The organism is Rhodococcus wratislaviensis (genome assembly GCF_041228765.1).
In the GTDB taxonomy this organism is placed as follows: domain Bacteria; phylum Actinomycetota; class Actinomycetes; order Mycobacteriales; family Mycobacteriaceae; genus Rhodococcus_F; species Rhodococcus_F wratislaviensis.
In genome coordinates, this window is record NZ_CP150488.1 from 4,673,672 (window position 1) to 4,686,820 (window position 13,149).

The window sequence follows — 13,149 nt, forward strand, 5'->3', positions numbered from 1 at the left end:
TCGGCCACCGTCCACGGCGTACTACTGGGAGGACTTGGCGATCAGTACTTCCCCTTCGAGTCCGTCGGGGTCGCGGAAGAAGATGCTCTGGACGGCGCCGAAGTCGTTGACGGTTCCGTCGCTGGCAGCCTTGTCGATCAGTCGTTGCCGAATCGTGGCGAATGCTTCGCGTGAGGCGGCCTGCAGGCCGACATGGTCGATGCGTCCCCGTCCCCACATGGGTGTTTGGCGCTCAGGCTCGGTGTTGCCTTCGATCACGAAGATGTTCAACTCGGTGTGCGGGCCGATGCGGATGATGGTCATCGTTTCTTTGCCGTCGTCGCCGTGGGTGCGTGTGGGTCCGACGTCGGCGTCGAATACATCGGCGTAGAACCGGCCCAACCGGGCGGCATCCTTCGAGATCCAGGCAATGTGGTTGACCCCATCGAGCAGCACGATGTTCTCCTGTCCTCCTGTGTGCAATTGGTGAGGCCGCGCAGGACCGGGTGGGCTCGCAAATGGGCAGCTGCACGGCTAATGATTGCGGAGCTCGTCGATGAGTTCCTTCTTGTTCAGTGTCGAATAGCCCTGCAAACCTAGTTCTTTGGCACGTTTCTGGAGCTCGTCAACCGTCCAGTCCTCATACGACGGTGACTTCCCGCCCGACTTTCCGACGTTCTCGCGACCACGACTGGCCGCGGCGTTGGAGATTCGTGCCGCCTTCTCCTTGGAATCGCCCTTCTCGCGGAGTTCTTCGTACATTTCCCGGTCTTTGAGTTGGGGTTGCGAATCTTTGCGTGCCATCTCGTGTCCTCCCATCCAGCACAATCGACGGTGCTGCATCATCGGTGACAGGGCGTCGTCGGCGAGCTTGTGCCTTCCTCAGCAGAGTGCACACTTGCTTCGCCTACCCGTGTCAGAGGGAACCCAAACGACGGCAGAGCAATTTCGACCGGCCGAGTAAGGCTGATACGGCAGGGTTGGTTTTTGGGAAGACCGTCATCGTCGGCGATGATTTTGTCGGTGCTGTGGGCGAACCAGGGTTCGAGCGCGAGGGTCAATCAGGGCCGCACCGCGACGTCGTCCCGTGCCTGATTAATTCTTCGAGGTCAATGACCTGAGAAAGAATGCCAGATTGGCGGGGCGCTCGGCGAGACGACGCATGAAATAGCCGTACCACTGCTCGCCGTAGGGCAGATAAACCCGCACGTGTTGCTGCTGCGTGATCAGACGCAGTTGTTCGGTGTCCCGGATGCCGTGGAGCATCTGGATCTCGAACTCGTCGGTGGTGCGACCCGTGGCCTTCGCCTGCGCCAGTGCGGTGTCGACCATTGCCGGATCGTGGGAGGCGACCATCGGGTAGCCCTGGCCGTTCATCAGGATCCGCAGGCACCGCAGGTAGGCGTCGTCGACCGCGGTCTTGCCTTGGTAGGCAACAGATGCCGGTTCCTTGTATGCACCCTTGCACAACCTGATTCGCGATCCGGGCCCGGAGAGGTCCTTGCAGTCCGCTTCGGTGCGCTTGAGGTAGGCCTGCAGCACAGTGCCGAGAGTGGGGAAGTCCTGACGTAGTTCGCGCACGATCGACAGGGTCGAGTCGGTGGTGGTGTGGTCCTCGGCGTCGACCGTGACCCAGACGCCGGCTTCGTCGGCGGCGGTGCAGATCTTGTGGGCGTTCTCGAGTGCCACGTCGTGACCGTCGCGGGGCAGGAACTGTCCGAGGGCGGACAACTTCAGGGATATCTCGATGTTGCGCGGCCCATTGCCGTTGTCGGTGGCCGGGGCCAGTTGCGCCAGCGAGGACAGAAGGGTGAGGTAGTGCGAGACGGTTCCGGAAGCCTGGGCGAGGTCGGTGGTGTCTTCGCCGAGATAGTCGATGCTGATGTAGCGGCCGGAGTCCAAAATCGAGGTGGTCGCGGCAACGGCCTGATTCTCGGTTTCACCTGCGACGAACCGGTCGACCAGGTTGCGGGTCACCGGGATCTTGGTGACGGTCCGTTCCATGCGAGGGGAGCGGGCGGCGGCGAGCAGGGCGGGCCGGAGCAGATCGGAGGGTGCCATCAGATGTCCTGGTGGGGGTAGTGGTGGTCGGTGGCTGGGACGAATGTTTCCTTGATGGTGCGGGCGGAGGCCCAGCGCAGGAGGTTCTGCGGGGAGCCGGCCTTGTCGTTGGTGCCCGACGCACGGGCTCCTCCGAAGGGTTGCTGTCCGACGACGGCGCCGGTGGGCTTGTCGTTGATGTAGAAGTTGCCGGCGGCGAATCGCAGGTTGTCGGTGGCCTGGGCGATTGCGGTGCGGTCGTCGGCGATGATCGACCCGGTCAGCGCATAGGCGGACCCCGTGTCGACCAGGTCGAGGACCTTCTCGAACGATCCGGTCGCGGAGTCGTCGTAGACGTGGACGGACAGGATCGGTCCGAAGTATTCGGTGCGGAAGGCCTCGTCGGTGGGGTCGTCACCGAGCAGGACGGTGGGGTCGACGAAGTAGCCGATGCTGTCGTCGACGTGGCCGCCGGCGGCGATGGTGAGGCTGGGGGTGGCCTTGGCGCGGGCGATGGCGTCGGCGTTGCGGTCGAAGGCTCGCTGGTCGATGACGGCGCCACCGAAGTTCGAGAAGTCGGTGACATCGCCGTATTTCAGCGTCGACGCCTTCTCGATGAAGTCGTTGCCCATCTTCGCCCACACGGACTTCGGGACGAACGCGCGGGAGGCCGCGGAGCACTTCTGGCCCTGGTAGTCGAACGCGCCGCGGAGCAGGGCGGTGGTGAGGGTGTCGGGGTTGGCGGAGCTGTGGGCGAGGACGAAGTCCTTTCCGCCGGTTTCGCCGACCAGTCGCGGGTAGCTGTTGTAGTTCGAGATGTTGTTGCCGACCTGGCGCCACAGGTGCTGGAAGGTGGCGGTGGACCCGGTGAAGTGGATTCCGGCCAGGCGCGGGTCGGCGAGAACGATGTCGGAGACGGCGGCGCCGGCGCCGTTGACGAGGTTGATCACGCCGGGCGGCAGGCCGGCGGCCTCGAGCAGCTTCATCGTCCAGTACGCGGCGACGGCCTGGGTCTGCGACGGCTTCCACACCACGGTGTTGCCCATCAGGGCGGGTGCGGTGGGCAGGTTGCCGGCGATGGCGGTGAAGTTGAACGGGGTGATGGCGTAGACGAAGCCCTCGAGGGAGCGGTATTCGAGCTTGTTCCACACGCCGGGGGAGGAGATCGGCTGGTCGGCGAGGATCTGCCGGGCGAACTGGACGTTGAACCGCCAGAAGTCGATCAGTTCGCACGGGGTGTCGATCTCGGCCTGGTACGCGGTCTTGGACTGGCCGAGCATCGTTGCGGCGGCGAGGGTTTCACGCCACGGTCCGGACAGCAGGTCGGCCGCGCGCAGGAACACCGCGGCGCGGTCCTCGAACGACAGCGCCCGCCAGCCCGGGGCGGCGGCGGTGGCGGCGGTGACGGCGTCCTGGATGTCCTGGGCGCCGGCATTGGTGAAGGTGCCCAGGACCGCGGCGTGCCGGTGCGGCTGCACGACGTCGATCGCGGGGCCGTTGCCGCGCCGGTGCGCACCGCCGATGACGTTGTGGATCTCGGTGGGGTTCGAACCCAGCTCGGCCAGCTTCGCCTGCAGGCGGGCACGCTCGGCGCTGCCCGGTGCGAAGGAGCCCACCGGCTCGTTGATCGGCTGGGGCGTGGTGGTGACGGCGTCCATGGAACCTCCTACGGGGGTGTGGCGGCGAGGGGACCGCCGCTCGAACTAGACGTAGTCAACACCGGAACAGGGCTCAGATAATGAGCCAGGAGAACAAGAAATGGTTCTGATGGTTGTACTGTTGGCTAAACCTTTTCTCCCCTTTCGGACGGAGCGATGTCGGTGACTCCCGGAAATCGAAACCCAGCCGCGGCAGCCGCGGCGCCCGTTACCTCTGTCGAAACCATCACGCTGCGTGAGCTTCTCCGTGCTCTCGACACCGCCGTCGTCGAACTGATCGACGCTCCTGCGGGCGATGACGTCCTCATCGCATCGGTGGCGCTCGTCGACAGCTCCGACCTGGCGGTCGAAACCGAATCGCAATCTCCGATGCCGGATTTGTATCTCCATGTGGGGGTTGCCGACGCCGACGCCGTGCGCTGGTTCGACGACGTCTCCGGTCGTGCGCGCGAGCACCGGCCGCATGCGGTGATGTCGAAGACGGCGCACGAGTCGCGCGCAGTGCAAGCGGCGGCGCGCCGTGCCGGCGTCGCCCTCGTGGCGGTGCACCCGAAGGCCCGATGGGATCACGTGTTCCCGCTGGTCCAGCGCATGCTCGACCGCTCTCGCCGCGGGCGTGGCGCGCCGGCAGACCCGGATCTGCTCGCCACGGACACCGACCTGTTCGGCCTCGCGCAGATCGTCGCCCAGAATGCCGGAGGGATGGTCTCGATCGAGGACGCCCAGTCGAAGGTGCTCGCATACTCTGCGTCCGACGAAGCGGCAGACGAACTGCGAGCCTTGTCGATCCTCGGCCGCGAGGGCCCGCGCGACTACCTGCGGACACTGCAGAAGTGGGGAGTATTCGACCGGCTCCGTGAAAGCGACGAGGTCATCGACGTGCCCGCGCACGAGGACCTCGCCACCAAGCGACGCCTGGTGGTCAGCATCCGCCAGTCCACCGAGGACACCTCGACCGCACCCCGGCTTCTCGGTTCGATCTGGGTGCAACAGGGCGACGCACCGTTCAACCCCGATGCGGTGGACGTGTTGCGCGGCGCTTCGGCAATCGCAGCCCGGATCATCTCCCGAAGTCTCAACGCCCCCTCCACCGAGGGGCTGCTGGTCCAGCGGTTGTTCGGTGCGCGTGGTGGGGGCGTCGACGTTCCCTCCGTGGCCAGTTCCCTGAACTTGCCGATGAGCGGCGCGGCCGCTGTCGTGGGCTTCGCGCCGACCGGCTCGGAGAGCTCGACGGCCACCGGCGAGTTCGCCGGAATGGGCAGCATGCTCCGCCTGCACGCGAGCTCGTTCAGCCGCCATTCGGTCGCCACCGTGATCGGTGATCGCGCCTATGTGCTCCTTCCTCGCTACAAGTCCGCTGCAGGGGTCACCGCGTGGACGCGGCAGCTCGTCGACCAGTTCGAGGCCAAGCGGTCGATCGTGCTGCGGGCCGCCATCGCCGTTCCGGTTCCCGATCTCGCGCAGGTGGCCGCGGCGCGGATCGAGGTCGACAGGGTCCTCGACGGCACTGCCGCGACGTTCCCGGAGGGGCGGGTGACCACCCTCGCCGAATCCCGCACTGCGGTGCTGCTCGGGGAGATCCTCGACCTCGTCGGCGAACACCCGGAACTGCACGATCCGCGCGTCGATGCGCTGTACGAGTACGACCGCAAGCATGGTTCCAACCTGTGCGAGAGCGCCGAGACCTACCTCGCCGAGCACGGGGACGTTCGTAATGCCGCCACCGTACTGAGCGTGCATCCCAACACGCTGCGGTACCGGATCCGCCGAGTGGAAGAGATCATCGGGATCGGTCTGCAGGACGCCGCCGACCGGCTGCTGTTCGAACTGCAACTTGCCGTGCACCGGCGCGCGACACCGGAGAAGCCGCCGCAGGGTTGATGCGTTGGTCAGGAGATGACGGCGGACCAGATCTCGTCGACGGAGAGGCCGGAGTCGTCGCTGAGAACAGCTTGGGCGACAAGGAGTTTCCCGGTGTTGACCAGATGAACGCGCATGGCGGCTTCGGCTCCGTCGGGGTCCCCGGTGATGATGGCATCGATGATGGGCGCATGCTCGTCGTCGATGTCGGTGAGTGTTCTGGTCTTGTCGGCGGTGTTGGCCCCGAGTAGCCGGGTGGTCTCGCGAAGGGTCTTGACGATCGCGCGGGCTCGGGCGTTGTCGGCGGCGTCGAGAATCAGGTCGTGAAGCCCGAGATCATGATGGGCGAACTCGTGTTCGTCGCCGCCGGCGGCGGCGTCCTGCATCAGGCGTCGTTGCCGCTGCAGTGCATCCGAAAGCGTGGGGTCGGCGACGGCTGCGGCCTTGCGGACCGCGGGTAGTTCCAGGGCCAACCGGACTGCGAAGATCTCCGCGATCTCCTTCGGCTGGGGGAGGAGAATGCGGAAGCCCTGGCGTGCTTCGAACTTGATGACTCCCACTTCTTCCAGGCGCAGTAAAGCGTCCCGCACCGGGGTTCGGGAGATGCCCAGACCCTCGGCGAGTTGGTAGACCGAGTACTTCACTCCCGGTTTCATGCGGCCGTCGTCGATGGCCGCCCGCACCGCCGCGATCGCCTGCTCCATCCGTCGTCCCGCGAACGGGGTGAGCGGTTCGAGTTCGAGCGCTTCGTCTGCCACCCGATCACTGTAACAACACGGGGCTGTTCGTAGCATGCTAGAGGTTGTAGCATGCTACGAATGATCTCCGCTGAATCACTGGCCGCTGAGCTGCGCAGTTCGGGAGTGAGCGACGTTCTCTCCGACGGCACCACCCGCGCTGCCTATTCGTCCGATGCGTCCCTGTACCGGGTGCGACCGCTGGTCGTTGCGCGGCCGCGCCATGCCGACGAGGTCGCTGCCGCCCTCGCGGTGTGCCGCCGAGAGGGCGTACCGCTGACCTCTCGCGGTGGCGGCACGTCCGTTGCGGGTAACGCCGTCGGGACGGGACTGATTCTCGACTTCAGCCGGCACATGAACCGGGTGCTCTCGATCGACAGCGACGCACAGACCGCCACCGTCGAGCCGGGCACGATTCAGACGGTGCTGCAGCAGGCCGTCGCACCGCACGGCCTCCGATTCGGGCCCGACCCATCGACGTTCACCCGGTGCACCATCGGCGGCATGATCGGAAACAATGCCTGCGGCTCACGCACGCTCGGATACGGCCGGACCTCGGACAATGTGAAGGGCTTGCACGTTCTGACCGGAACGGGGGAGTCGTTGCAACTGGGTTCGGCCGGTGAGGTGACGGCCTCCCCGGCGCTGAGTGCACTACAGCAGGTCACCCGCGCCGGTTTGGCGACCATCCGCACCGAGCTCGGACAATTCGGCCGTCAGGTGTCCGGATACGCCCTCGAACACCTGCTGCCGGAGAATCGGTTCGATGTGACTCGCATGCTGGTCGGCACGGAGGGCACCCTCGCGGTGGCAACCCGCGCGACAGTCCGCTTGGTGTCCGAGCCCGCCCACCGCGTCCTGGTCGTGCTGGGGTACGCCGACATCGCGTCGGCGGGTGACGCGACCCCGCTGGTGCTGAAGTTCGATCCGACCGCCTGCGAGGGTATCGATTCCCGGATCGTCGAGGTGGTGCGTGAGCGCCGCGGCCCGGATGCGGTTCCGCCGTTGCCCGCGGGGGCGGCCTGGTTGTTCGTCGAGGTCGTCGGCGACGACCTCGACGAGACCATCGCCAGGGCCCGGCAGGTCGGACGCGACTGCGGAGCCGTGGACAGCCTCGTGGTCACCGACGAGGGCCGCACCGCCCAGCTGTGGCGGATCCGCGCCGATGGTGCCGGACTCGCCGGCCGCAGTCCTGCCGGCCTTCCCGCACACGCGGGATGGGAGGACGCGGCCGTGCCACCGGCCATGCTGGGCAACTACCTACGCGACTTCGACGCCCTGATGGACGAATTCGACGTCACCGGACTGCCGTACGGGCACTTCGGTGACGGCTGTATGCACGTGCGCATAGATTGGCCGCTCGACAAGCCCGGCGGCGACGGCATCTTCCGGGACTTCCTGATCGCGGCCAGCACACTCGTTGCCGGCTACGGCGGATCCCTGTCCGGTGAGCACGGGGACGGCCGCGCCCGCAGCGAACTCCTGCCGCTGATGTACTCACCGGACGCGATGAACCTCTTTGCTGCCGTCAAGCACGTCTTCGACCCGGACAACATCCTCAACCCCGGTGTTGTGGTCGACCCGCGCCCGGTCGACGCGGACCTGCGCATTCCCGCAGCCCCACTCCTGCGCCGCAACCTGGCCCTGGCCTACCACCACGACGACGGAGATTTCACCCAGGCGGTGCACCGCTGCACCGGCGTCGGAAAATGCCGGGCCGACAACACCGCCACCGGGGGAGTGATGTGCCCGTCGTATCAGGCGACCCGCGAGGAGAAGGACTCCACCCGCGGCCGTGCGCGCGTGCTCCAGGAGATGATCAACGGCACCGACATCGACGGTGGCTGGCGCTCGCCCGAGGTGCACGACGCCCTCGACCTGTGTCTGTCCTGCAAGGGCTGCTCCTCGGACTGCCCGACCGGTGTCGACATGGCCGCGTTCAAATCCGAAGTGCTGCACCAGAGCTACAAGGGCCGCATCCGCCCCGCCTCGCACTACTCGCTGGGATGGCTTCCGCGCTGGGCGAAGATCGCCGGCCACGCACCCGGTCTGGTCAACGCCACGATGCGGGTTCCCGGCATCGGACCGCTGGCGTTGTCGTCGGCTGGGGTGGACAAGCGCCGCACCATCCCACCGTTCGCGAAGCAGACGTTCCGGTCCTGGTTCAAGACCACGGAGCACGACCGCGCCACCACCGGTGACCCGGTGCTGCTGTTCGTGGACTCGTTCACCAACTACTTCACCCCCGAGGTCGGACACGCCACGGTGCGGGTTCTCGAGGCCGCCGGCTACCGGCCGCAATTGACCGACAAGCAGCAGTGCTGCGGGCTCACCTGGATCTCCACCGGGCAGCTCACCGCGGCGAAGAAGATCCTCGGCCGCACCGTGGACGCACTGGCCGGTAGCGCCGCGGCCGGAATTCCGATCGTCGGAATGGAGCCGTCCTGCACGGGTGTGCTGCGCTCGGACGCCGCGGAACTGCTCGGTAGGTCGGCGGCCGAACCGGTCGCCGACGCAACCCGCACCCTCGCGGAACTGTTGACGGACCGAGGGTGGGAACCGCCGTCTCTCGAAGGCAAGTCCGTTGTCGCGCAGCCGCACTGCCACCATCATTCGGTGATGGGGTGGAGTCCGGACGCGCAGCTTCTGGAGAGGGCCGGTGCACAGGTTCAGCGGCTGGGCGGATGCTGCGGGTTGGCCGGCAACTTCGGGGTGGAGAAGGGGCATTACGAAGTGTCGGTGGCGGTCGCCGAGCAGCAGCTCCTGCCCGCCGTGGCCGGGGCGGATGCGGACACCACGATCCTGGCCGACGGTTACTCCTGCCGGACCCAGTTGTCGGATCTGACCGATCGCCGCGGTGACCACTTGGCGCAATTGCTCGCCGCGCAGCTCGACGCCGATGCTGCGCGAAGACAGGACTGACGCTCGGTGGTCCCTCCGACGATGAACTTCGAGAGGGGTGCTCCCGCACAGCATGTGCGGGAGCACCCCTCTCGGGTCTTACTTCGAGGCGGGCCTGGTGATCGGCCCGGGAGCGGGAGCGGAGATGTTGTTCGCGAGCGGGCTCTGCGGGTTGATGCGCCGGCGAAGCCGGTAGGCGATCAACGTCGCGATGAGGGCTCCGACGCTCAGGGAGATCTGCGAGCGGGACGATTCGACGTAGAACATCGACACCAGCACGGCGAGGATGCCGCCGGCGGCGAGGATCGACAGGTAGGGGAACAGCCACATCTTCAGGCGGAGTTGCGCGACTTCTTCGCGGGTCATCAGGCCGCGCAGTTTGATCTGCGACATCGCGATCATGAGGTAGACCATCAGGATGGTGGCGCCGGAGGCGTTGAGCAGGAAGGCGAAGACGGTGTCGGGGGAGAGGTAGTCGAGGCCGATGCAGGCGAAGCCGACGAGGGTGGCAAGGAGCAGCGAGTTGCGGGGGACGCCGTGCTTGTCCAGCTTTGCGATGCTCTGTGGCGCATCGCCTTTGTGCGCGAGGGTGAAGAGCATCCGCGAGGAGGTGTAGAGGCCGGAGTTCAGGCAGGAGAGTACGGCGACGAGCACCACGGCGTTCATGATGTCGGGTCCGCCGGGGATGCCCATGTGGGTGAGGGCGTCGACGAACGGCGACTGGCCGACCGCGACGTCGGTCCAGGGGACGATGATGGCGAGCAGCAGCACGGAGCCGATGTAGAAGAACCCGATGCGGGCGATCACGGAGTTGGTGGCCTTGGCGACGGCCTTTTCCGGCTCGGCGGATTCGGCGGCGGCGATGGTGGCGATTTCGGGGCCGACCATGGAGAAGACGGCGACGACGACGCCGGAGAGAATGACGGTCCAGCCGTTGGGGGTGAAGCCGCCGTGATCGGTGAGGTTGGAGAAATCGGCGGAATGGCTGGGCCACAGCCCGAAGACGTAGGCGGCACCGAGGGCGAGGAACAGCAGGATCGCGGCGACCTTGATTCCTGCGAACCAGTATTCGAACTCGCCGAAGTTGCGGACCGAGCGGAGGTTCGTGGCGACCATGGCCAACAGCAGGACGACCGCCATCACCCAGGAGGGCAGGTCGATCCAGCGCTGCAGCAGTTTGCCGCCGATGACGGCTTCGGCGCCGACCGCGACGACCCAGAAGAACCAGTACAGCCAGCCGGTCGTGAAGCCGGCCCACCCCCCGAAGGCCTTGCGCGCATAGCCGGCGAACGACCCGGTCGACGGGTTGGTGGTGGCCATTTCGCCGAGCATGCGCATCACGAGGACGATGACGACACCGGTGATGGCGTAGGACACGAATGCGGCGGGGCCGGAGGTGTGTAGCAGGGCGCTCGAGCCCACGAAGAGGCCGGCGCCGATGACACCCCCGATCGCGATCATGGTGAGGTGTCGTTGTTTCAGAGACTTCTGCAACGTCTCGGGCGGTTGTTCGAGAGTGGACATCAAACGCTCCAAAGGTCGAGTCGGACACGAGATCGAAAGCGCGAACTGTGCCCCGGTGGTCGCAGGCGTGATCGGACGCCGCGATACCGTGACGGGCCGAGGACGGAAGTGCCGTCCAGGGCCCGGCGAGATGGCGAACTTCCGTTCGTGTGTGATCAACGTAACGGCCCACCGCGTAGCATGCTAGGGACATGTGCCAGAACTTTCCGCCCCGTCAGTCAGACACATGTATGGCCGACTCCGAATGATCGCCATAGTTATCGCTCACGAAATACGCTGTTCACGGAGATGGTGAAGTGAATCTCGATGAAGTGGTCACCGAGGTGGCCGAACGCCTGTCGGCATCGGTCGTCCTGGTCGACCGGGCCTTTTCGCTGATCGCCTACAGCACCCAGTCGCCGGACGTCGACAAGGATCGGGTGCAGTCGATCCTCACGCGCAGTTGCCCGCCGGAGGCTCGCGCGTGGTACGAAAGCTTCGGGATTGCTGATACCACGCGCCCGGTGATCACGCCAGAGAATCCGGATATCGAAGCGTCGCCGCGGATCTGTCTTCCGGCTCGCTACGCAGGCGCGGCGTACGGATATCTGTTCGTCCTGCCGGATGAGAACAGCGCCGTGTCCGACGGCGATCTCACCCCCGCAATGTCCCTGGCCGGCCAGGCCGGGGCGCAACTCGCACACACCGCCCGGGGCCGTGACGATATGGCGGTCGCCGTCGCAGACCTCCTCGAAGGCGACCGAAAGGCCTTCGCCCGTGCGATTACTCGCATCGAAGACTCCGGGCTCTTTCCGGACGGCGGCGCGTTGACCGTGCTGGCCGTCGACGGTCTCCTGCCCGCCCCCGGCACACGCACTCTGCTGGCACCGATCGGATCCCTGACCGCGGTCATGGTTCCCGCCGTCGACGGCGCCGTAGACCCCGTTCGGTCCATTGCCGAAAGCGGTGCGGGTGCCGGAGCCCTGGTCGGGGTGGGGGGTTCGTACCAGGGGTTGCGAGCTGCCCGCCGAAGCTGGCAGCAAGCCAAACTCGGCGTCCGGGTCGCCCGGCACGACGGATCGATGGGACCGATCGCGTACTGGGAGGAACTCGGCGTCTACCGGCTGTCCTCGTGCGGGCCCACCGGCGTCGTCGCCGATGCAGTCCTCACCCCGTCCGTGCGGGCCCTGCTCGACCACCGCAACGTCGACCTGCTCGTCACCGCGCAGACTTACCTGGACCAGGCCGGTGACACCGGCGCAACGGCCGGTGTCCTCGGCATTCACCGTCAGACGCTGTACTACCGCCTCGCGAAGATCGAGGAAATCACGGGCCTCGATCTCTCGGTGGGTGCGCAGCGCCTCGAGTTGCATGTCGGCCTCACCCTCGGGCGCTTCATCTTCGAGCACCTCGGCACCGAGGAGGGCCGCAACGGCGAGCAGACCTGACTGCTGTGTCCGATCAGGCGATCAGATCTTCTCGGCCGTCGTCGACGCCGGGTCGACCGCGGCGCGAACGATGTCGGTGATGGCCCGCACCGTAGGCCTGGTCTCCGAGCCGGCGAGGCGTATGAGGACGATCCGCCGACCGATCTCCTGCTCGAGGTCGACCCGGATGATCGGCACCGAACTGTTGAGCCTGATCATCATGTCGGTGACCGGAGCGGCCCCCAGCCCCTTCCCGGCCAGTGCCAGAGATACCGCGGTATCGACGATTTCGTGCCGCACGATCGGCTCGAAACCCTCCTGGCGGCAGGCGATGCGGACAGCGCGACCGAACTGAGTCTCCGCAGGCGGCAGAATCCAGTTCCACTCCGCGGCCTCGCGCAGATCGATGGTCCCTTCGGTGCGGATGCCGTAGGCGCCAGAGGAGACGGCGAGCCCGAATCGCTCGCTGCGCAGGGTGATCATCTCGATATCCGGTGTGCGGGGCATCGGTGAATTGGGGTAGTCCAACCCGAAGGCGACGTCGACCTGACCGCGTTGGACCGCGGTGGCGGCCTCGTCGACGTCGAGTTCCCGGCTGCTCAGGGCGAGATGCGGGTATTTGCGCTGCGCTGCGGCGACCACCGGTGGCAACAACGCCGCAGCGGTACTACCGAAGGTGCCGAGAAGAAGGGGCGCAGCGACGTCGTCGTGCACCGCGCGCAGCGCGTCGAGGGCACTCTGTTCCGCGCTCAAGATCTTCACTGCATGCTCGGCCAGGACGGTGCCGGAATCGGTGAGCACGACATTGCGACCCACCCTGGTAACGAGCCGGGAGCCGACGGCTTTCTCCAAGGCTGCGATCTGCTGCGATACGGCGCCCGCGGTGTACCCGAGTTCCTCGGCGACCGCGACCATCGTTCCGCGCCGGGCCAGCTCTCGAAGTGCGACGAGGTGCGCCAAGCTCATATTCATATAGAGATTCTAAACGGTTGTGGCTAACTTTCTTCGCTGGTGCTATTGATTTCCGCGGACCACGATGAACGT

General features: G+C 66.3%; 10 protein-coding genes. 3 read left to right on the forward strand and 7 right to left on the reverse strand.

Annotated features, from left to right (window positions below):
* Nucleotides 1-21: 21 nt before the first annotated feature.
* The 4 genes from WKC72_RS21585 to pruA all read right to left on the reverse strand — a co-directional run bounded on the left by WKC72_RS21585 (nt 22) and on the right by pruA (nt 3,677).
* Nucleotides 22-435: a VOC family protein gene (locus WKC72_RS21585; RefSeq protein WP_112298844.1), complete on the reverse strand. Its 414-nt coding sequence runs from the start codon at nt 433-435 to the stop codon at nt 22-24.
* 78 nt (nt 436-513) lie between these two features.
* A complete protein-coding gene (locus WKC72_RS21590; RefSeq protein ID WP_370179065.1) occupies nt 514-783 on the reverse strand; it encodes a Rho termination factor N-terminal domain-containing protein in 270 nt (89 codons plus the stop codon).
* 291 nt (nt 784-1,074) lie between these two features.
* Nucleotides 1,075-2,040 carry a proline dehydrogenase family protein gene (locus tag WKC72_RS21595; RefSeq protein ID WP_370179068.1) on the reverse strand — a complete coding sequence of 322 codons (966 nt, stop codon included), beginning with the start codon at nt 2,038-2,040 and terminating at the stop codon, nt 1,075-1,077.
* Nucleotides 2,040-3,677: an L-glutamate gamma-semialdehyde dehydrogenase gene (gene pruA / locus WKC72_RS21600; RefSeq protein WP_370179070.1), complete on the reverse strand. Its 1,638-nt coding sequence runs from the start codon at nt 3,675-3,677 to the stop codon at nt 2,040-2,042. Before pruA ends, WKC72_RS21595 begins: the two co-directional genes overlap by 1 nt.
* Nucleotides 3,678-3,833: 156 nt before the next feature.
* Here pruA and WKC72_RS21605 point away from each other — a divergent pair, with 156 nt between their 5' ends.
* Nucleotides 3,834-5,558, forward strand: coding sequence for a PucR family transcriptional regulator (locus tag WKC72_RS21605; RefSeq protein ID WP_370179073.1), 1,725 nt, complete (start codon nt 3,834-3,836; stop codon nt 5,556-5,558).
* Nucleotides 5,559-5,566: 8 nt separating this feature from the next.
* On the opposite strand, the gene WKC72_RS21610 is transcribed toward WKC72_RS21605, so the two are convergent.
* Complete coding sequence (locus WKC72_RS21610) at nt 5,567-6,295, reverse strand: GntR family transcriptional regulator (RefSeq protein ID WP_037239349.1); 729 nt, start codon at nt 6,293-6,295, stop codon at nt 5,567-5,569.
* Between the two features lie 51 nt (nt 6,296-6,346).
* Here WKC72_RS21610 and WKC72_RS21615 point away from each other — a divergent pair, with 51 nt between their 5' ends.
* Nucleotides 6,347-9,196: an FAD-binding and (Fe-S)-binding domain-containing protein gene (locus tag WKC72_RS21615; RefSeq protein WP_370179076.1), complete on the forward strand. Its 2,850-nt coding sequence runs from the start codon at nt 6,347-6,349 to the stop codon at nt 9,194-9,196.
* Between the two features lie 78 nt (nt 9,197-9,274).
* Here WKC72_RS21615 and WKC72_RS21620 read toward each other — a convergent pair whose 3' ends face one another.
* Nucleotides 9,275-10,699: an amino acid permease gene (locus tag WKC72_RS21620; RefSeq protein ID WP_370179078.1), complete on the reverse strand. Its 1,425-nt coding sequence runs from the start codon at nt 10,697-10,699 to the stop codon at nt 9,275-9,277.
* A 296-nt stretch (nt 10,700-10,995) separates the two neighbouring features.
* Between WKC72_RS21620 and WKC72_RS21625 the strand changes: the two genes are divergently transcribed.
* A complete protein-coding gene (locus tag WKC72_RS21625; RefSeq protein ID WP_037239359.1) occupies nt 10,996-12,126 on the forward strand; it encodes a CdaR family transcriptional regulator in 1,131 nt (376 codons plus the stop codon).
* A 21-nt stretch (nt 12,127-12,147) separates the two neighbouring features.
* Here the strand turns inward: WKC72_RS21625 and WKC72_RS21630 are convergent, their stop codons facing one another.
* The gene (locus tag WKC72_RS21630) at nt 12,148-13,077 is read right to left on the reverse strand and encodes a LysR family transcriptional regulator (protein ID WP_037239362.1); all 930 of its coding nucleotides are present in this window, start codon (nt 13,075-13,077) and stop codon (nt 12,148-12,150) included.
* Nucleotides 13,078-13,149 lie beyond the last annotated feature (72 nt).

What these genes read in the sequence shown, in the direction of transcription:
- pruA (WP_370179070.1), bottom strand. Translation starts at nt 3,677, where the DNA reads ATGGACGCCGTCACCACCACGCCCCAGCCGATCAACGAGCCGGTGGGC.
- WKC72_RS21590 (WP_370179065.1), bottom strand. Translation starts at nt 783, where the DNA reads ATGGCACGCAAAGATTCGCAACCCCAACTCAAAGACCGGGAAATGTAC.
- WKC72_RS21615 (WP_370179076.1), top strand. Translation starts at nt 6,347, where the DNA reads ATGCTACGAATGATCTCCGCTGAATCACTGGCCGCTGAGCTGCGCAGT.
- WKC72_RS21630 (WP_037239362.1), bottom strand. Translation starts at nt 13,077, where the DNA reads ATGAATATGAGCTTGGCGCACCTCGTCGCACTTCGAGAGCTGGCCCGG.
- WKC72_RS21605 (WP_370179073.1), top strand. Translation starts at nt 3,834, where the DNA reads ATGTCGGTGACTCCCGGAAATCGAAACCCAGCCGCGGCAGCCGCGGCG.
- WKC72_RS21595 (WP_370179068.1), bottom strand. Translation starts at nt 2,040, where the DNA reads ATGGCACCCTCCGATCTGCTCCGGCCCGCCCTGCTCGCCGCCGCCCGC.
- WKC72_RS21620 (WP_370179078.1), bottom strand. Translation starts at nt 10,699, where the DNA reads ATGTCCACTCTCGAACAACCGCCCGAGACGTTGCAGAAGTCTCTGAAA.